Annotated in this window: 20 protein-coding genes; 15 read left to right on the forward strand and 5 right to left on the reverse strand. The window is 51.3% G+C overall.

Translation table 11 applies throughout. The features are described 5' to 3' along the window. Positions 1-9 precede the first annotated feature (9 nt). On the reverse strand, positions 10-1,944 hold the full coding sequence (locus J2Y43_RS18425) for a pectinesterase family protein (RefSeq protein WP_309985371.1): 1,935 nt from the start codon (positions 1,942-1,944) through the stop codon (positions 10-12). A gap of 129 nt (positions 1,945-2,073) precedes the next feature. On the opposite strand from J2Y43_RS18425, the gene J2Y43_RS18430 reads away from it, so the two are divergent. The 5 genes from J2Y43_RS18430 (at position 2,074) to J2Y43_RS18450 (ending at position 7,697) form a co-directional block, all read left to right on the forward strand. Next, positions 2,074-2,745, forward strand: a complete 672-nt coding sequence (locus J2Y43_RS18430; RefSeq protein WP_309985373.1) for a CAP domain-containing protein — start codon at positions 2,074-2,076, stop codon at positions 2,743-2,745. Positions 2,746-2,808: 63 nt separating this feature from the next. Beyond that, the gene (locus J2Y43_RS18435; protein ID WP_309985375.1) at positions 2,809-3,372 is read left to right on the forward strand and encodes a Crp/Fnr family transcriptional regulator; all 564 of its coding nucleotides are present in this window, start codon (positions 2,809-2,811) and stop codon (positions 3,370-3,372) included. Positions 3,373-3,465: 93 nt separating this feature from the next. Then, positions 3,466-4,224, forward strand: coding sequence for a type 1 glutamine amidotransferase domain-containing protein (locus J2Y43_RS18440; protein WP_309985378.1), 759 nt, complete (start codon positions 3,466-3,468; stop codon positions 4,222-4,224). A 200-nt stretch (positions 4,225-4,424) separates the two neighbouring features. Continuing rightward, on the forward strand, positions 4,425-5,912 hold the full coding sequence (locus J2Y43_RS18445) for a sulfatase-like hydrolase/transferase (RefSeq protein ID WP_309985380.1): 1,488 nt from the start codon (positions 4,425-4,427) through the stop codon (positions 5,910-5,912). Between the two features lie 9 nt (positions 5,913-5,921). After that, positions 5,922-7,697: a sulfatase-like hydrolase/transferase gene (locus tag J2Y43_RS18450; RefSeq protein WP_309985382.1), complete on the forward strand. Its 1,776-nt coding sequence runs from the start codon at positions 5,922-5,924 to the stop codon at positions 7,695-7,697. A 441-nt stretch (positions 7,698-8,138) separates the two neighbouring features. Here J2Y43_RS18450 and J2Y43_RS18455 read toward each other — a convergent pair whose 3' ends face one another. Further along, positions 8,139-9,581 (reverse strand): sulfatase, encoded by a 1,443-nt coding sequence (locus J2Y43_RS18455; RefSeq protein ID WP_309985384.1) that lies wholly within the window; start codon positions 9,579-9,581, stop codon positions 8,139-8,141. Between the two features lie 133 nt (positions 9,582-9,714). Between J2Y43_RS18455 and J2Y43_RS18460 the strand changes: the two genes are divergently transcribed. The 5 genes from J2Y43_RS18460 to J2Y43_RS18480 are packed head-to-tail and all read left to right on the forward strand — an operon-like array spanning position 9,715 to position 12,090. Further along, positions 9,715-10,038, forward strand: a complete 324-nt coding sequence (locus tag J2Y43_RS18460) for a helix-turn-helix transcriptional regulator (RefSeq protein WP_090379686.1) — start codon at positions 9,715-9,717, stop codon at positions 10,036-10,038. A gap of 6 nt (positions 10,039-10,044) precedes the next feature. After that, positions 10,045-10,512 (forward strand): SRPBCC domain-containing protein, encoded by a 468-nt coding sequence (locus tag J2Y43_RS18465; RefSeq protein WP_309985387.1) that lies wholly within the window; start codon positions 10,045-10,047, stop codon positions 10,510-10,512. Positions 10,513-10,518: 6 nt separating this feature from the next. Continuing rightward, positions 10,519-10,902, forward strand: a complete 384-nt coding sequence (locus J2Y43_RS18470) for a DoxX family protein (protein ID WP_309985389.1) — start codon at positions 10,519-10,521, stop codon at positions 10,900-10,902. Between the two features lie 12 nt (positions 10,903-10,914). Beyond that, on the forward strand, positions 10,915-11,487 hold the full coding sequence (locus J2Y43_RS18475) for a DUF1801 domain-containing protein (protein WP_309985392.1): 573 nt from the start codon (positions 10,915-10,917) through the stop codon (positions 11,485-11,487). A gap of 36 nt (positions 11,488-11,523) precedes the next feature. Further along, positions 11,524-12,090 carry a DUF4256 domain-containing protein gene (locus tag J2Y43_RS18480; RefSeq protein ID WP_309985394.1) on the forward strand — a complete coding sequence of 189 codons (567 nt, stop codon included), beginning with the start codon at positions 11,524-11,526 and terminating at the stop codon, positions 12,088-12,090. Positions 12,091-12,195: 105 nt separating this feature from the next. Here the strand turns inward: J2Y43_RS18480 and J2Y43_RS18485 are convergent, their stop codons facing one another. Next, positions 12,196-13,170: an aldo/keto reductase gene (locus J2Y43_RS18485; RefSeq protein WP_309985396.1), complete on the reverse strand. Its 975-nt coding sequence runs from the start codon at positions 13,168-13,170 to the stop codon at positions 12,196-12,198. 266 nt (positions 13,171-13,436) lie between these two features. Between J2Y43_RS18485 and J2Y43_RS18490 the strand changes: the two genes are divergently transcribed. From J2Y43_RS18490 to J2Y43_RS18500, 3 genes are read left to right on the forward strand one after another with little or no spacing between them, the layout of a single operon-like run. Continuing rightward, positions 13,437-13,769 carry a hypothetical protein gene (locus J2Y43_RS18490; protein ID WP_309985399.1) on the forward strand — a complete coding sequence of 111 codons (333 nt, stop codon included), beginning with the start codon at positions 13,437-13,439 and terminating at the stop codon, positions 13,767-13,769. 4 nt (positions 13,770-13,773) lie between these two features. After that, positions 13,774-14,073, forward strand: coding sequence for a hypothetical protein (locus J2Y43_RS18495; protein WP_309985401.1), 300 nt, complete (start codon positions 13,774-13,776; stop codon positions 14,071-14,073). Further along, positions 14,063-15,745, forward strand: a complete 1,683-nt coding sequence (locus J2Y43_RS18500) for a PepSY-associated TM helix domain-containing protein (protein ID WP_309985403.1) — start codon at positions 14,063-14,065, stop codon at positions 15,743-15,745. Before J2Y43_RS18495 ends, J2Y43_RS18500 begins: the two co-directional genes overlap by 11 nt. A 19-nt stretch (positions 15,746-15,764) precedes the next feature. Here the strand turns inward: J2Y43_RS18500 and J2Y43_RS18505 are convergent, their stop codons facing one another. After that, positions 15,765-16,067, reverse strand: coding sequence for a helix-turn-helix domain-containing protein (locus J2Y43_RS18505; RefSeq protein ID WP_309985405.1), 303 nt, complete (start codon positions 16,065-16,067; stop codon positions 15,765-15,767). Positions 16,068-16,256: 189 nt separating this feature from the next. On the opposite strand from J2Y43_RS18505, the gene J2Y43_RS18510 reads away from it, so the two are divergent. Beyond that, the gene (locus tag J2Y43_RS18510; protein ID WP_309985407.1) at positions 16,257-17,699 is read left to right on the forward strand and encodes an MFS transporter; all 1,443 of its coding nucleotides are present in this window, start codon (positions 16,257-16,259) and stop codon (positions 17,697-17,699) included. Here J2Y43_RS18510 and J2Y43_RS18515 read toward each other — a convergent pair. Further along, entirely contained in the window at positions 17,653-17,970 is a 318-nt protein-coding gene (locus tag J2Y43_RS18515) for a helix-turn-helix domain-containing protein (RefSeq protein WP_309985409.1), read from the reverse strand. The two genes, J2Y43_RS18510 and J2Y43_RS18515, sit on opposite strands and share 47 nt — an antisense overlap. 95 nt (positions 17,971-18,065) lie before the next feature. Here J2Y43_RS18515 and J2Y43_RS18520 point away from each other — a divergent pair, with 95 nt between their 5' ends. Then, positions 18,066-18,515, forward strand: a complete 450-nt coding sequence (locus J2Y43_RS18520) for a nuclear transport factor 2 family protein (RefSeq protein ID WP_309985411.1) — start codon at positions 18,066-18,068, stop codon at positions 18,513-18,515. Positions 18,516-18,526 lie beyond the last annotated feature (11 nt).

The raw sequence follows: 18,526 nt of genomic DNA on the forward strand, positions 1-18,526 counted from the left end.
GCGGCCTGTTTAACGGGATACGGGGCGTTTGCTGTCCGGCAAAACCTTTTTCAAAAATACTGAGACTGTGGCTAGCGTTGGTTCGAACCACGGATCGAAAAACATAAAAGTGTGTGGAGCGTCGGAGAACGTCCTCACTTCGCTGTATGTACCGAATGCATTCAGTTTTTGGATAAAATCCGTTCTTCCGGCATGCATGCGGTCCACTGAGCTGTTGATGAACAGAAATGGCGGCGTTTTCGCACTCACGTGCGCAAGCGGGGCAGCCTCGGTCCAAAGGTCGGGGCGCTCGGCTTTGGGATAGCCAAACCAGTAGGTAGCCGCGGAAATTGACCTGGAGTCGTCGCCCTCGCCGGATTCCGGGTGAATGAATGCCAGCGTACCATCAATATCGATCACAGCCTGCACCGTACTCGATCCCTCGTTCTGACCGGTTGTGCCCTCAAATTTAGATACGCCATTAGTTGCTCCGACAAACGCGGCCAGTTCGCCCCCCGCCGAGAAGCCCAGAACGGCAATCCGCGACGTATCGATGCCGTGGTCGGCGGCGTGTGACCGCATCCAGCGCACTGCGGCTTTGAGGTCGTGCACGGCGGCAGGGTAGAGGGCGTGGGTGGAAAGACTGTAATCGGCTGTGATGCAGATGTATCCTTTGCCCGCTAGCTTGCGTGCGAGCGTGTTGTTATGTGTGCGGTCGCCTGAGCGCCAGCCGCCGCCATGTACCATCAGCACAGCTGGCAACAGCGTTTTTCTGCGTTTTTTAGGTTTATAAATATCGAGCAGGAGCTTTTTCCCGCCGGGCGTCGTGCGGTAAGTAACATTCCTCACGACCTGGACCGTAGCCGGCATTGTGGAGTCCGCGATGCGGATGTTCGGATGGCGCGCGATCTCTTGCCGGTAAGAGCCTCTCACCGAAAAGCTCGTATCCGGGATACCCGAAGGTTGCAGGCGCAGTTTTTTCCCCGGAATCCAGCCCGAAAGGATATTTTCGATCGTGTACTTTTCCCGCTCTTCCCGCGTGAGCTGCTTCGACCACGCCACCCGGGCACTAGTATTCGCGCCGGGTCCGGTGCTGTTGTATTCGGCGTAGAATGTCGTTTTCTCCTTTTCGGGGAACATATTGTCGCCCTTCCAAGGGTCCCAACCTTCCTTCACGATGTGCCCGCCCATTTCCGTATCGATAAAAACGGTTTTGGCAAATGGCCGCCACGGGCGACCGAGATATACCTTGGTCGCTTCCTCGTTGGCGGTCAGTTTACAGTTCAGAAAAACATAGCCGTAGGCCTGCTCGCGGGTGGTGGAAGCGGCGGTAATGTAGGAGTTGGTGAGGCTTTGGATGGTACAATGCTGAAAAACGGCTGTTGCCTCTCCGAAAATAAAATCGGTGGTACCGGTAATGAGGCAATCCTTGTAAAAATTCCTGCCGTCTTTGGAGGTGTACAGCGTGTCCTGGTTACCCAGGATCCGGCAATTGTAAACGTCGATGCGGTCGCCCTCGGTGGCCAGCGCTACGGCCTGGCCCACGCGTCCGGCGGTATTTTCGATGGTCAGGTTTTGCAGGGTGCAGTCGCTGGCCTGCACGAGCACCGTATAAGAGGTATAGGTACTGAATTTGGCACTGCCGGTAAAATCGTGGTGGGGGAAGTCCTTGCCCGAAAAGTCGTTATGGGTAATGATGGTGTGTTCGGCGCTCTCGCCGATCAGCGTAATGTTCTTTTTCCAGGCGGGGATCACGAGCTTTTCGCGGTAAGTCCCATTTTTAACCCGAATGGTGGCCCTGATCTGCGAATGGTCACGTACGGCATTCACGGCTTCCTGGATTGTCCTGAAATCGCCGCTGCCGTCCTGGGCGACAGTAAATTGCTGCTCGATAGCCTGCACCTGCCCATGAACATTGATGCAAAGCAGCAGCCAGGCAAACAGCAGACCTATTTTCGTTGACATATTCTATAAAGTGGTTTTTAATAATGCAGTCAGCAAAGCCATTATTACACCGCAAAGTTTTTTAAGTATTATTTTATTATTATTTTTCATACATATTGTTCTAAATGATTGAATTCATTTTGCAATGCCATGGAAACCCTTATTGTTTTTGCACTCTATTTGTATTCGCATTTAGGAATCGACCTGCACAGAAACCAGTATTATGCAGTGGACGAGAGCCGTTTTTTTGCATTACCCAAATGCAATGAATTGATTCCGTTGCAGAACCCCGACACGCTTTTTCTGGATGCGGCCGTTTTTCACGCCAGTAATGAAGCGAGAAGAAAATATGGTTTGCAGCCATTTGAATATGACCCTGGTTTATACCTGGCGTCGTCGGGGCATGCCTCGTCGATGGTGTATCGCATGTTTTTCAACCATACCAACCCTTATAGCCCTTATGAACGCACAGCGCAGCGGCGGGTGGAACTGTATACCAAAAGATTTAGAAGGATTGCTGAAAACATCGGCAAATATCAAACACTGGTAAGCGGTGATTTTATGATTGCGCGATGGGACCGCCGGTCGAATCAATATGAATTCTTAAATGAAAGTGATCACAAACTCTGCATGCCATTTACCTATGCCGCATATGCAAGGTTTGTCGTCGAACAATGGATGGCGTCACCGCCGCACCGAAGTAATCTGATGAACCCGGCCTATACCTATCTGGGTTGCGCCGCGCGGCTGTCGCCCGAACCTTATCTTCATAAAAAAGCTCCTTACGGAAGCCTCGTACAAAACTTCGGCGGCGAGCACTGACTTATTTCAGGTATAAATTCGTAGAATTGCCATTAGCGCATTTTATGGATTGATCTGCAAATAATGTTTGAGGAACTCAAAACCCATTTTGGTAAGCTGGTATCGCTTACACCGGAAGAGTTTGCGTACGTCAGCTCGCATTTTACCAGCCGTAAATTCAGGAAGCATCAATTCCTCGTGCAGCAGGGCTCGCCGGTAACTCATGACTTTTTTGTCGTGAAAGGCCTGCTGAAATCGTCGTTTGTCAATGAACAGGGGAAAGAGCATATTCTTCAACTGGCAATGGAGGATTGGTGGATATCCGACTATCAGGCGTACTTCAACCAAACCGACGCCACACTCGATATTACCTGCGTGGAAGATGTGGAAGTGCTTTGCCTGTCGCTGGCGAACCGGGAAAAGCTGTGCAGCGAACTGCACCGGATCGAACATTTTTTTAGAAAAAAATCGAATGCCGGCTATATTGCCCTGCAACGGCGCATTCTGTCTTTTATGAACCAAAGTGCTGCCGAGCGCTATCACGAATTGCTGCAAATGTACCCTTCGCTGGCACAGCGCCTGCCCAAAACGCTGCTGGCTTCTTACCTGGGCGTGTCGCGCGAGACGCTCAGCCGGCTGTCGGCCTGATGTGATCTACATCACACCAAAGTTGTGACCTTCTTCCTGTCGCTTCCCGGCTGCGGGTGGCAATTTTGCATTGTCAAAACAATTCAGGAAAACATGGCAAACGCTTTGGTAAAACTCGCTCTCGCGGCTTCTGTGATCAGTTCTAACAGTGACGCGATGGCCCAGACAGGACAAAAAATGGAAAAGAAAATTCTCTTCGTGGTAACGAGCCACGACACAAAAGGCAGCACCGGCGAACCCACCGGATATTATCTCGGCGAAGTGTCGCATCCCTGGGAAGTGCTGAGCGACGCAGGTTATGAGGTCGATTTTGTGAGCCCGAAAGGTGGCAAGGCGCCGGTAGACGGTTTCGATCTGACGGATGCGGTTAACAAGAAGTTTTGGGACAACGCAGAAGCCCGCCAAAAGGTGGAGAACACGCTTACCCCGGAGGCGGTGAAGCCGCAGGATTACCAGGCGATTTTCTATGCGGGAGGCCACGGGGCAATGTGGGATTTCGCCGACGACGCAAAGATCGCGGCCATTGCATCTGAAATTTATGCCAAAAATGGTGTGGTAGCGGCCGTCTGCCATGGCCCGGCGGGGTTGGTCAATATCAAACTCGCCGATGGTAGTTACCTCGTGAGTGGCAAGAAAGTCAATGCATTCACTAATGAGGAAGAGGCGGCGGTAGGAATGGAAAAGGTGGTGCCTTTCGCGCTTGAATCGCGGCTGATTGAACGTGGGGCGAAATTCGAGAAATCGGGCAACTGGCAAACACACGTGGTAACCGACCAACGGTTGATCACCGGTCAAAATCCGCAATCGGCCAAGGCGGTCGGTCAGGCGATTTTGGCTGCACTGGGCAAATAAGAAAAGAAAAGCATGCATATAAGCCGGTACTCAAACCCACTATGGGCACAGGAACCGGCTTTTTGTCATGCACAGCGCGTTGGTGGTAAAATGCGCTAAACATCTGTTTGCGGGATGGTAAAGCCAAGTAAAATGGTGGGATAAGTATGTAAATTAGCGCCTAACCTTTTGTTTGTAGTTAAACCATAATTAAACCCGCTTTGAAAAGCTTTGCAAGTCTGCGCTGGTTGTGGGCCGTTTTACTGGCCGCGCCGTTGTTCCTTCAATACCTGCCCGAAAAGCAGCGGGCTCCCAAGCCTGCCGCCAAACCCAATATCCTGTTCATTTTCGCGGACGATCAGCGTGCCGACGCGCTGGGAATAGCCGGTAACACGGTGGTGAAAACACCGAACATCGATCAGTTGGCGAAGTCGGGCACGCGGTTTGCGAACTGCTACGTCATGGGCGGGCATCACGGGGCCATCTGTGCGCCCAGCCGTGCAATGCTCATGAGCGGGAAGAGCTTGTTTCACGTCTATGATGTGCTCGACGGCGTGCATACGATGCCCCAGCATTTCGCGGAAAACGGGTATGAAACTTTCGGCACCGGCAAATGGCACAATGGCGGCCCAACCTTCGAAGCCTCGTTTCAGAAAGGTAAGGCGGTCATGCTGGGCGGTATGAGCGACCATTTCCAGGTGCCTGTGCGGGATTTGAACAATGGCAAGCTCGGTGAGCCGGTAGTGAAGGGTTTCTCGACCGACATTTTCACCGAAGCGGCGCTTTCCTATATTGATGAATACGCGAAAGGCAAAAAGGCTAACCCGTTCTTCTGCTACATTGCCTACACGGCGCCGCACGATCCGCGGTCGCCACGTGAGGATTACATCGGCAAATACCCCGAAAAAGACATTCCATTGCCCGGGAATTTTAAGCCTGTGCACCCATTCGATTATGGTGAGGCCCAGGTTCGTGATGAAAACCTCGCTCCCTGGCCGCGTACGCCGGAAGTTGTCAAGGCCACATTGTCCGACTACTATGGCCTGATCAGTCACCTCGATGCCCGCGTAGGCGACATTATCCAGTCGTTGAAGGAGAAAGGGCTTTACGATAACACGATCATCGTTTACGCCGCCGACAATGGCCTCGCCGTGGGTAGCCACGGGCTGCTGGGCAAGCAAAGCCTGTACGAACACAGCATGAAAGTCCCTTTCATCATCACCGGGCCGGGTATTCCCCAAAGCCGGGTATCCAACGCGCTGGTGTATCTCTATGATATTTTTCCGACGCTGGCATCAGTAGCCGGGCTCCCCAAACCGGAGGCAGTCGACGGCAAAAGCCTCTCGGAAGTAATCAGCGGGAAATCCAGAGGCGTCCGGGAAAGCAGTTTTACGGCCTACCGTAACCTGATCAGGGCGGTGCGGGACGAAGAGTGGAAGCTGATCCGTTATCCCAACCGCGATTACACCCAGCTTTTCAACCTCAAAAAAGACCCGCTGGAATTGGAAAACCTGTCGGGCAAAGCCGAATACCGCCAGAAAGAGGAAAGTTTGAAGAAACTGCTGATCCAATGGCAGCAGCAAACCGGTGACACCGCAGCTTACACGGCAAAAACGATTCTTCCGTTGCAATACGACCCGACCAAGGCTGAGCGGACTATGGACAAGTTTCAGCCGAAGTATACACAGGACAGGTATTTTAAGAAGTAGGTTTTGAAAATGAAAAACACACGCTTCCTCCGCACGATCCTTTTGGTACTGTGCACGATATGGTTCCGGAATGAAAAAGCCGACGCGCAAGTGCGGCCAAATGTTGTTCTCATCCTGGCCGACGACCAGGGGTGGGGCGATTTGAGCATCAATGGCAATACCAACGTCCGCACGCCAAATATCGATCGGATCGGGAAGGAGGGGGCTCAGTTTGCAAGGTTTTACGTCTCGCCGCTGTGCGCTCCCACGCGTGCAGGCCTGCTCACGGGGCGCTATCACTATCGGACGGGCGTGTGGGGTGTGTCCAACTCGCGGGAATTTATGAACCTGGATGAGGTTACGCTAGCCGATTTACTCAAAAAGGACGGCTACGCCACGGGTTGCTTCGGTAAATGGCACAATGGCAGCCAATATCCCTACCATCCCAATGGCCGCGGATTCGACGAGTTTTACGGAATGCTCAGCGGGCATTATGCCAATTATTTCAATACAACAGTCGATCATAACGGCGAACCGGCAAAAAGCACCGGCTACATTGCGGATGATCTGACGACGAAGGTCATAGATTTTATTGAAAAGAGTAAGAAAGCTAACAAGGCTTTTCTGTGCTATATTCCTTACAATACGCCGCACTCGCCTTTTCAGGTGCCAGATGAATATTACAACAGGGTAAAAGCGCGGGGCGTCCGGCAGTTTAGCCAAAACAAATCGGAAGAGGACGAAGAAACGACGGTTGCGGCACTGGCGATGACCGAAAACATCGACGACAATGTAGGGCGCGTTCTTCAAAAACTCGAAGACCTGAATCTGGCGAACAATACGATCGTCATCTACCTCAGCGACAACGGGCCGAATTCCTGGCGATGGAACGAAGACATGAAGGGCAGAAAAGGCACAGCCGGCGAAGGCAGCGTGCGTGTCCCGTTCCTCATTCGCTGGCCGGGCGTTATTCCCGCGGGAAAAGTGGTGAATGGCAATGCAGCATACATCGATCTGCTTCCCACCTTGATTGATCTGACAGGCATACCAATGAAAAAGACCGGCAAACCACACGACGGTATCAGCCTCCAACCTGCATTGACGGAAGCTGCGGAACTGCCGGACCGCCTGCTTTTTTTATCCATCAATAAAAATAACAGCGTGAGAAAAGGGCATTACCTCTATCAGAACAACGCATTGTACGATCTCGCAGCCGACCCGACCCAGCAGCACGATATCGCTTCCGGGCACCCTGCGTTAACCGATAGTCTCCGGGCTGCATTCGATGCCTGGTATACGGATGTTTATAAAAATATAGATTCGTCGCGCGGGTTGCCGGTTGGTTACAGCCAATTTCCAAAGACGGTATTACCTTCCCAGGATGCCGTTCTGCACAAATCGCCCAAGGGTACTCTTTCGTACAGTGCCTCCGCGCCCAATTCTTCGTGGATCGCAAATTGGTCGGATACAGCCTCTTATGCGAGCTGGAATGTGGATGTCCATACCAGTGGAAAATACCAGGTAAGTGTGCGTTACACCAGTGCCGACGCGGGTGATGCATTCAAGCTGGTCCTGAATAGGAGCCAAATCTCCGGCAGTATTCCCGAAGCATTTGACCCGCCACTAATCCCAAGCCCTGACCGCGTGAAAAGGACCGCGGAATCTTATGAAAAGGAGTTTCGTACCCTGAAAGTCGGTGAAATCACGCTGGAAAAGGGCAGGGGCGAGTTGAAATTACTGGCTACGGACGTCAAGGGAGGCAAGTTCGCCGATATTCGGGCAGTGGAACTTGTGCTTTTGAAATAGTTTCAGGAGTTAGGGAAGTCCATTTTCTTCAGATGGGCAATATCTACGATGTCCTTCGGCCGACCAGCGGCTACCTTATCTGCGATAAGGTCTTCAATACTGATATTTCGAAGTCATTTCTTCTGAAAGAATGCCTTTTCCCGAACGCGTCGCTGTGTTGTGCTATCTGGATTGTCCGATTTTGCTTTCAGGGGGCGACTGTTCGGTACGGTCATTACCCCTTAGAAATTGGATGAAGTTTTCCATTTTCTTTTGCCGTCCCCTGAGCACAGCAGTACTAACTGTTCCAGAGGCTGAATTTTCTTTCAGCTCGTCGAAGCTGCTATATTTCTCTAATTTATTCATAGGATAACCTCGTACTATTACGGAAATATACGAATCTGTTGAATCAAATTTAAATACATTGCTCGTCCCATAGCCAAGACGAGGTCATGTCGACCATCAAAACGGCCCCTTCCCATTTATCCGCTCGGCGTGTTTGGCGGCGCCGGGCATTTCGCCGCGTTGGTCCTTTGCAGGGAGTGGTTCGCCGGTTTGGCGGTCGTACCAGTCGGGGGTGAGGTGCTCGGGGACGGTGTCGCCGGTGTCGTTCTGCCATTGCGCGAGGACCTTTTTGAGTGCCTGGATTTGCCGGGAATAGGTAGTGTTGCCGAGCAAGTTCTCGACTTGTGCTGGGTCTTTGAAATTGTCGAAGAACTCTTCCGAAGGTCGTGGTACCTTCAATGCATCTTCCTGTAATGGACTTAGCTTTCCCGTTTTCCGCGCGGCTTTCAATGCTTTGGCCGACGGGCTCTGATTGGCGTCGATCGGGCCGCCGTTGTCGAGTTTCGGCCTTTTATTGATAATATATAAAAAATCGTTCGTGCGAACGGCGCGCTCGTAAGCCTCGTAATCGTGCCAGTTGTGTTCGGCAAAAACATATTTTCTGAACTCCTGGTCGGGGTTTTTGAATAAATGCGCGAAGCTTTTGCCCTGAAACGTAGGCCCGGCATCGCTACCTGCCAGAGCCAGTAGCGTGGGGGCTATATCCACTGCGCTGATCAGGCTCTGGCAGGTTTGTCCAGGTCCGATCCCCGCCGGCCATTTCACGAGGAACGGCGTTTTAATGCCCGCATCCGTCAGTCGTGTTTTACTTCCGGGAAAAGGCCGGCCGTTGTCTGCGGTGAAAATGATGAGGGTATTTTCCGAAAGCCCCTGGGCAGCAAGTTCTTTTTCAAGCTCCCCTACGTAATGGTCCAGCCGGGCTATTTCATTGTAATAGGCCGCCAGATCCTCCCGCGTCTCGCGGGTATCCACGAGCGTAGGCGGTACTTCTACGTCGCGCGTGGGATCGTGCCGGGGGCCGTTGGTCGAGGCCGACCAGGGCCGATGCGCATCGTAAGGGGAAAGCCAGAAGAAGAACGGTTTGTTCTGAGGTCTGGATTTCAGAAGGTTAATCCATTGTAACTCACCGCCTTCTCCATTCTGTGCCTGGTTTACTAATAATGTATCGTAAGCGCGTCGTGTGTTGGGGCCCTCGTGCCATTTGCCGGCTAATGCCGTGTAATAGCCTTTCTGTTTCAGGAGTTCAGGGAAGTATTTCAAATGCGCCGGGAGCGGCGAATGCAGCTCGGCGGCACCGGTATTGTGCGGGTACCGGCCCGTGAGAATGCTCGTACGGCTGGGGCTGCAAGAGCTGGCTGTGAGGAACATGTTGGTGAACTTAATGCCTTCCCGCGCGAGGCTGTTCAGGTTCGGCGTCTTCACTTTGCCGTTACCGTAAGCGCCGATATCGTCCCAGCTGATATCGTCACCGATGATGAATATGATATTGACCGGCTGTGCCGCCTGCGCGGCGATGCCGGTCCAAAGCAATGCAAACAGAAGGATATAGCGGCGCGTCATGTTTTCCGGAGTTCGTTGAAAAAGGCCAATGCGCTTACAAAAAGGCATTTAACTATCAATTTTTCAAAAAAATGCTAAAAAAATTTGCGTAGTTAAGTGGCTACATATAGATTTGTAGTCAAATAACTACGCAATGAACCTGAGACGAGATGTTTTTCAAGCCATAGCAGACCCGACCAGAAGGGCGATCCTGCTATTACTGGCGTCGCAATCCCTGACGGCGGGGGCGATCGCCTCGAACTTCGATACCGCCAGGCCCACGGTTTCCAAGCATTTGCAGATTCTGACCGAATGCGAATTGCTGAAACAGGAGCAGACCGGCCGGGAAATTTATTATCACTTAAATCCCAACAAAATGAAAGAGATCGCCGACTTCATCGAGCCTTTCCGGCAAATGTGGGATGACCGGTTCAACAAGCTGGAATCCATTATGAAAAACTATCAATCCAAAAAGTAACAGCACATGGAAAAGAAAACGAAAATCACTGCCGAGGACGGCCGGCAGGACCTGGTGATCACCCGGGAGTTTGACCTGCCGCTGGATTTGCTCTTCAAGGCTTATGTGGAGCCGGAGATTGTGGAGCAGTGGATGAGCACCAAAGTGGTGGTACTCGAAAGCAAACCCCACGGCAGCTGGCAGTATGAAACTTCCGACCCGCAGGGCAACGTGGTATTGAGGATGAACGGCGTCATCCATGAATTCGTGCCGGAGCAAAAGATCACGCGCACGTTTCAAATGGAGAATACGCCCTTTCCCGTACAGCTCGAATTTCTTGTGTTCGAAAAGCTTACCGAAGACACCAGCAAGCTTACCATGCAGATCGTATATAAATCCCCGGCCGACCGCGAGGCCATGCTGAAACTGCCTTTTGCGAAGGGTATCAATATGGCGCACAACCGGTTGGAAGAAGTTGTCAAACAATTAATATAAACCACCATGGAAAAGAGAAACAGAATCATTTACTGGATTTTTACCGCCTGGCTCGCCCTCGGAATGACTTCGACCGGCATTGTACAGCTCATGAAAGTGAAGGAAGAGGCAGATATGTTCGCGCGCCTCGGCTATCCCGAATACCTTCTGACGATCATTGGTGTCTGGAAAATTTTGGGTGTAGTAGCAGTACTTATTCCTAAATCCCCGCTTCTGAAAGAATGGGCGTACGCAGGGTTCTTCTTTTGCATGTCGGGGGCGATTGTCTCCCACATGGCGCTCGGCGATCCGATCGGTGAAGTGGCGCCGCCGCTTTTGCTGCTCGTACTGACGGTGATATCCTGGTATTTCAGGCCGGCAAGCAGAAAATTGATCCCTGTTCAAATTTAAAAGCACTTGATCATGAATACCAAAGTCGATGCATATGTAGTCCAGGCCGGGCAATGGCGGGAAGTAATAGAAGAATTGCGGACCATCGCGCTGGACTGCGGGCTGACGGAGGATTTTAAATGGGGCAAGCCTTGCTATTCGTTCGAAGGAACCAATATAGTAGTTATTCAGGGGTTTAAGGCCTACTGTGCGATACTGTTCATGAAAGGTTACCTGCTGAGCGACCCCGAAAACGTCCTGATCAAAACTGGTGAGAACACGAAAGTAGGGCGCCAGATTCGCTTTGCCACCGCGGAGGATGTAAGGGCATTGGAACCGGTGCTTAAAGCCTACATCCGCGAAGCCGTGCAAGCCGAGCAATCGGGTGTGAAGGTGGCGATTGACAAGTCATTACCGGTACCGCCTGAATTACAGGAGACTTTCGACGAAATACCCGCATTGAAAAAAGCTTTCGATGCATTGACACCCGGGCGGCAGCGGGCATATATCATCTATTTCACTGCCTCAAAGCAATCCCAGACCCGCCGGCTCCGTATCGAGAAAAACATCGAGCGGATCTTGAATGGCAAAGGTTTGAACGACTAGCATTTTTTTGTGAGTTAAATTAAAAGAAGACGCATTATGACCATTGATAAAAAAGAACTGTCGGCGGAAGGCCGCGACGAATTGTTAAAGACATTAAAAGCACGTTTTGAAAAACATAAAAGCCGTCACGAAGGCATTCAATGGGCCGATGTAGAGGCGAGGTTGAATGCCAAAAGCGAAAAGTTGTGGTCGCTCGACCAGATGGAGCTCACAGGCGGTGAACCGGATGTGATCGGGTTCGACAAAAAAACGGGCGAATATATTTTCTGCGATTGCGCGGCCGAAAGCCCCAAAGGCCGCCGGAGCCTCTGCTACGACCGCGATGCGTGGAATTTTAGGAAGGAGCATAAGCCGGAAAACACCGCATTGGACATAGCCGCCGAAATCGGCATCGAAATCCTCGACGAAGAAGGGTACCGCCATTTGCAGACGCTTGGAAAATTCGATCTCAAAACATCGAGCTGGGTCAAAACCCCGGCTGATATCCGCAAGCTCGGCGGCGCGGTATTCTGCGATCGCCGGTACGACACCGTTTTCTATTACCACAACGGCGCCGAATCGTACTATGCCGCGAGAGGTTTCCGCGGAACGCTGCGGGTGTGATTAGGGGAGCAATAAGCTATAAGCTGTAGGCTATAAGCTATAAGCTATAAGCTATAAGCTATAAGCTATACGCTATAAGCGTGCCTACGGCTTACAGCTTACAGCTTATAACATACAGCTCACAGCCTGCAATTCTTCCGCTGACAGTACGATATTCATTGCTTGCGCATTGGAAATGGCCTGTTCTGCATTACGCGCACCTGCCAGCACGACGGTAATTCCCTTTTGAAGCGTGGTCCAGCGCAGTACGAGCTGGGCGAGGGTGGCATTCTTTTCGTCGGCAATGGGCGAGAGCTTTTCGAGCAGCGACTGCACTTTGTCAAGATCGAACTGGCCGAAATAGCCGTTCCGATGGTCGTCGCTTTTCAGGGTTTCGTTCCTGAAATACTTGCCCGACAGCAGCCCTCTTTCCATGGGACTGTAAGCGATAATCCCGATGTTGTTTTCTACCGTGTAAGGCACGAGCTCGGTCTCAATCGCGCGGTTCAGCATGCTGTAAGCTACCTGGTTGGAGGCCGGAATGAACGTTTTGGACGCATCTTTCAGCAAAGGCAAGCTATGGTTGGAGACGCCCGCTGCACGGATCTTTCCTTGCTGAATGAGCGTTTCCATTGCTTCCATTGTCTCGTCGATCGGCGTGGTAATGTCGGGCCAGTGCTGTTGCAGCAAGTCTATGTAGTCGGTATTAAGCCTTTTGAGGCTTTCCTCCACTTCCTTAATGATATTCGCTTTCGAAGAGTATTTATAAACCGCGAGGTTTTGGCCATTGTCTTCGATATCAAAAAAATGCATTCCCTTTCCGTGGTTGCTGCCGTCCCACACGAGTCCGAACTTGGTGAGGATCTGCACCTTCGTGCGGTCTTTGCCTTTCAGCGCTTCGGCAATGAGCTGCTCGCTTAGTCCGAAACCGTAAAACGGTGCTGTATCCAGTGAAGTGACTCCATGGTCGATCGACGCGTGAATCGCTTCGATCGAATCTTTTTTCTCATTCCCGCCCCACATCGTGCCGCCGATCGCAAACGCGCCATAAGTGATAGCTGATAGTTCGAGGTTGGTATTTCCTAATTTTCTGTATTCCATTTTGATCAATGTGATATTTCCGGCTACAAAATTCATCCGGAATGATGTATTCTCAAAATAACATAGATCATAGGTTTCTATAAGTGTAATAATAGCAAAAGTAACCGTATATATCTTTTTTTGTGATGATGTCGCCCGCTAACGTCATTTTAAATCTTTTCATACTATATTTGAATGTTCTTAATTAAACCAATTATAAATAATTTATCGAAATCAGTTACCAATCGACCGGTACCATGCTGATTTCGTCCCATCTCCGTTAACCTATGTTCAGTACCATCTGTCTACTCTTTTTCCTCGGGTTTATGTTCTGGATGAACACCTCCACACGCATCTCCTGGCCCGAGAAAGATGCTGTAATGGCCAATATGGCCGCTAATCCGCTTTATAGTCGGCTTGCGGCAGGCGCATTGTTTTTAATCGCGACCGTGCTATGTGTCAGTTTGCTGGGAACAGGAAGCGGATTGTTTGCGGCGGTGGTGATCCTGATGATGGCGGGCTCGGTCTCCGTGCTGTTTTTTCCGTTTCGCTACTTCGGGTCGGTGGGAGTTGGGATACTTTACCTGTGTGCGGTAATGCTCGAACTTGTTATCAACTGATTTTATGCCTGCCAATAAGAAATACCTGACCAAATCGCCCTGGCTGCGACTGAGCAAAATCCTCGCCGGCAGCATCGGCGGATATGCCGTTATGATGAGCCTGCATTTGTTTTTTGCGGCTTTTCTGCCCAAGGAAAATGTCGTTATCACTGCCTGTTTTACGGGCTATCTCCTTTGGGCTTTCCTGCTGCTTTATGCATTCATCGCCACGAACGTCTGGCGTGTGTGGGGGCTTTACATTTTCCTGACTGTCGTGTTTGCGCTGCCTTATCTACTGAAATTCAACCTCAACCATGGATCCTAGGAAGTATAATATCTATTTTCACACCCATACCATCAGCGGGATCATCATTGCCGCGTTGTTGTATGTCATATTTTTCGCAGGGTCCTTTTCTTTTTTCAAAGATGATATTGCTGCCTGGCAAAAGGGGAGGTCGGAAGTAGGGCATCAGTTTGACCCGCCGTACAACCATCTGCTCGATTCGCTTTCGAAGCATTACAACCTCAGGGGCCGTAACTTCAACTTTTACCTGCTGCGCCAGGGCCAGGGCACGTACGTCGATATGACAGCCTCGCAGGATACGACGATCAGTAAACCCAAGCCGAAGCCGGCGAAGGAAGAAAGGAGAAGGGGACGAGGCAGAACGAAGGATGACGACGCGGCCAATTTTCGTTACCATTTTGCGGACAAAAAGGCCGGCGATTATTCCGATAGCTACGATATGGCTGAATTCCTGTACCGCCTGCATTTCCTGGCGCAGCTCAACCAGGTCGGTATCAATATCGGCACGCCGTTCGGTTACCTGGTGGCGGGTATCGTTGCATTTCTCTTCCTGTTCGCGCTGATTACCGGTTTGATGCTACATTGGGATAAGATCAAATCCAATTTCTTCGTGTTCAGGCCGATGAGTAAATGGAAGACCGTCTGGACCGACATGCATACCGTTTTGGGCGTGATTGGTTTTCCATTCCAGCTGGTATTTGCCGTGACCGGCGTGGTGCTGATCGTGAATTATGTGTTGCTCGTCCCATTTGCCAACCTGCTTTACAACGGCGATTCTGACAAGTTGTACGAAAGTCTGCAATACAACAAGGCTATCAAAGTGGATTACACCTACAAGCCGATGGCCGGCACCTTCGACATGGACGCATTTGTGGGCAAATGGCAGAAGGAGTGGAAAGATGCCAAGATCTCGCGCATTTACATCCGCAACTATATGGACGAGAGCATGCGGGTGAGCCTGGAAGCGAAACCGAACGCCGAAACCAACTTCGCCGGATCGGGGTTTGCGACTGTCGACATCGCCACTGGAAAAGTGCTGGAACAAAAATCGCCTAATGCCGACGGCAATTATATCGACGCCGTGAAGAGCTTAGTGTATCACCTGCATTTCGGGGATTTTGGCGGGAAGCCGCTGCGGATCGTATTCTTCCTGCTGGGGCTGATGGGCTGCGCGGTGATTATTTCTGGCATTATGATCTGGCTCGTGGCACGTGACAAGGTCGCTACCGAACTCCGCAAACGCCGGTTCAATTTCTGGGCGAGCAACTTCTTCCTGGCGGCTTGTCTGAGCATGCTTCCTGTGACGGCTTTTACCTTTATTATGGTCAAAATGCTCGATCAGGTCAATCAGGCGATGATTTACCGGACGTATTTTTACAGCTGGCTGGTGCTGGGAGTTTACCTGATGGCCCTTCGCAGTCTGCCGCGGATGAACCGTCACACCTTGATCCTTTCCGCTGTTCTTTGCCTGGGCGTACCCATTGCCAACGGCATTTCGACCGATCTGTGGATCTGGAACACCTGGCAGCAGGGCGCTTTCGACATTTTCTTTATCGACGCATTGTTTCTCGTCCTCGCGGGCTCGTGTGCATATGCACTCACCCGTGTGAATGCGGACGCGAAGACTTTCAAGGTGCTCAGCTTACGTAAAGCGCCCGGAAAAGTCTTAAAAGCAACCGTGGTCAGAGAATAACTGCGTTGCCGGGTGCCGCTTACCGGGGCCGGACTTGCCGCTGGTAATCCTCGCCCCAGGCGCAAAGTGAATCCATAATGGGGATCAGGCTTTTACCAATCTCTGTCAACTTGTACTCCACCCGTGGCGGTGACTCTGCATAGGCCTGGCGCACCAGAATACCGTCCCTTTCCAATTGTTTCAGCTGCGCCGTAAGCGTCGCCTGCGTAATGTGGGGAAGCTTGCGGCGCAGCACACCGAAGCGCATCGGGCACTCTTCCCGGATCCTGTTCAGGAGCATCAGCTTCCATTTCCCGCCAATGATATCGAGCGCAATGTTCATCGGATTATTTTTTTCTGAAACAGATTCAGAATCTTCATTTGTAATCGGTTGATCTACATTAATAGTATCGTTCGCCATACCTGGTATCGTCTTATAAACTACTTGATTACGAGCGTTGGCCACCTGATTTTTGGCTGCATTTGAATGCGGACCGACCATTTCGGAACGCCCTGATCATCCAACAACGCAATGAACCTACAAATTTCAAAATGGCTCTTGCTGGCCATTATTTCGTCATCGGTATTCCTGTCCGTGATGGACATTTTCATCGTAAACGTGGCCATTCCGCATATTAAAACGGGCATTCACGGCACTGACAGCGACATCCAGCTCGTGATTGCGCTCTACCTGCTGGGCTATGCAGCATTCCTGGTAACAGGCGGTCGGGCAGGGGATTATTTTGGTAAAAAGAAGGTATTCGTGGTGGCAATGCTACTGTTTGTGGTAACCTCGGCGGTATGCGGGTTTGCGCAAACGCCCTGGGAACTGAATGTCGCCCGGTTTTTCCAGGGCGTCGGTGCGGCGTGGATGATCCCGCAGGGCATTACCTATATTCAGGAGCTGTTTCCGGGCGGCCCGGAGCGGGTCAGGGCCCTTGGTATTTACGGGAGTGTGGCGGGAAGTGCCTCGGTGATCGGCCAGTTTCTGGGAGGCATCCTGCCTGAAACACACGGGTTGCTGGAAGGCTGGCGGCTTATTTTTCTCATCAACTTACCCATCGGCTTGCTGGTAGTGCCTATGGCGCTGCTTCTTTTGCCTGCCGACCGGCGCGGGCAGCGTACCGGATTCGATCATTCGGGCGTAATGCTGCTCACGGGGGCGCTCGTATGCCTGATATACCCGCTCATACGCGGGCGCGAGCTGAATTGGCCGTTGTGGTGTGTCGCAATGCTTGTCGCCGGAGGTATTTTGTTGGTACTTTTTATCGGCGACCAAAAGCGAAAACGGTCGAAAGGCCGCTTGCCCTTGCTGGACGTTCGGTTATTCGGTTTCCGCGGTTTTAACATCGGTATGGCCGTCGTGTTGTTCTATTTCATGGTCCAGGATTCTTATTTCCTGATCAACGTGATGGTGCTTGAAACAGGGCTTGGATTCAGTTCGGCCGAAACAGGGATGCTCTTTGTGTTCCAGGGAGTGGGTTATGTGATCGCTTCGCTGGTTTCGTTACGGCTGGTCCCCTTGTTCGGCAAGAAAGTACTGCAAGCTGGCGTGGCGATTATGGTTGTGACGCTGGCTTTACACATTGTTGTTCTGAATGGCCCGGAAGTCGACCGGCAGCTGCTTTACCCAATCCTTTTTGCCTACGGCACCGGCTGTGGTTCGGTATTGCCCTCGCTGTTGGCCGTCGCACTGAAAAACATTCCCATAGAACTCGCAGGAGCTGCCTCCGGTACCTTTTCTACCTTTCAGCAAACGGCGATTGCGCTGGGAATCGGGGTAATAGGGGGTATTTTCTTTTCCTGTCTCGGCCCGTTGCCGGATGCTGCAACATATATTTCGGCATACCACATTGCTACCGTTACCAATATGGCCTTGCTGGCGCTGGTTGGTTTCTTTTTATGGTTGTTACCTGGGGACGAACCGCTCAAATCATCTGCCGGTGCCGCTTGCCCCATTCAATCATCGAACTGATCACCGGGTCAAAGGACCGGCAGTAGTCCGTCACCTCGTATTCCATGCCGACGAAGCCCTCAGGATGCGGCTTGCGGATGATGATTTTGTTCATTTCGAGTTCGCGGAGTTCGCGCGTGAGCGTACGCGATGTAATGCCGGGAATGTACTTTTTGATCTGGTTGAAACGCAGGTTACCCTGGCTCAGCGCGAGCATAATGGGTAGTTTCCATTTACCGCCCATGACGTGCAATGTGTCACGAAGGTATTTCAGTTCGTTGGTTTCGGGCATTTGTTGAGAATTTGAAGATCAGCAAAGGTATCATTCGGGATACTGTCTGCTAGGGCTGTGCATTGGGTTGATATCATTACCGGAAAAACAGCAAAATGAGCGCAGCCAATTCAATACTAAGCATTCAAAGCGATCCTGCCGCCTACATTGGGATACATCAATTAATACTGCGGTATACCGATGTGATTAATCTCCGCGATTGGGAAGCATTACCCGAAATATTTGCAAACGGAGCGGTCTGGCGGGCATTGAGCCCAGTTAATCTGCAATTTACAGGGCTAGAAGTGATACGCAAAAGCATCCCCGAAAGTGTCGCCAAAACAGAATACCTCATCCAGTTTGCCACCGGTACAATCATCGAATTGGAGAGTGATTCACGGGCGATGGTCCGTTCGCACCTGGCAGAATTCGGCCGTTTCAAGGAGACGGGCCAAGCATTACAGGCCATCGGAATTTTCAGGGATATTGTCGTGAAACAAAATGACCTCTGGAAGTTTCAGGAAAGAATATTCGAGTTGCGGTTTCCCACGAGTCTATCGGAATAATCAGGCGGTCC

This window comes from Dyadobacter sp. BE31, assembly GCF_031457695.1.
Taxonomy (GTDB): Bacteria; Bacteroidota; Bacteroidia; order Cytophagales; family Spirosomataceae; genus Dyadobacter.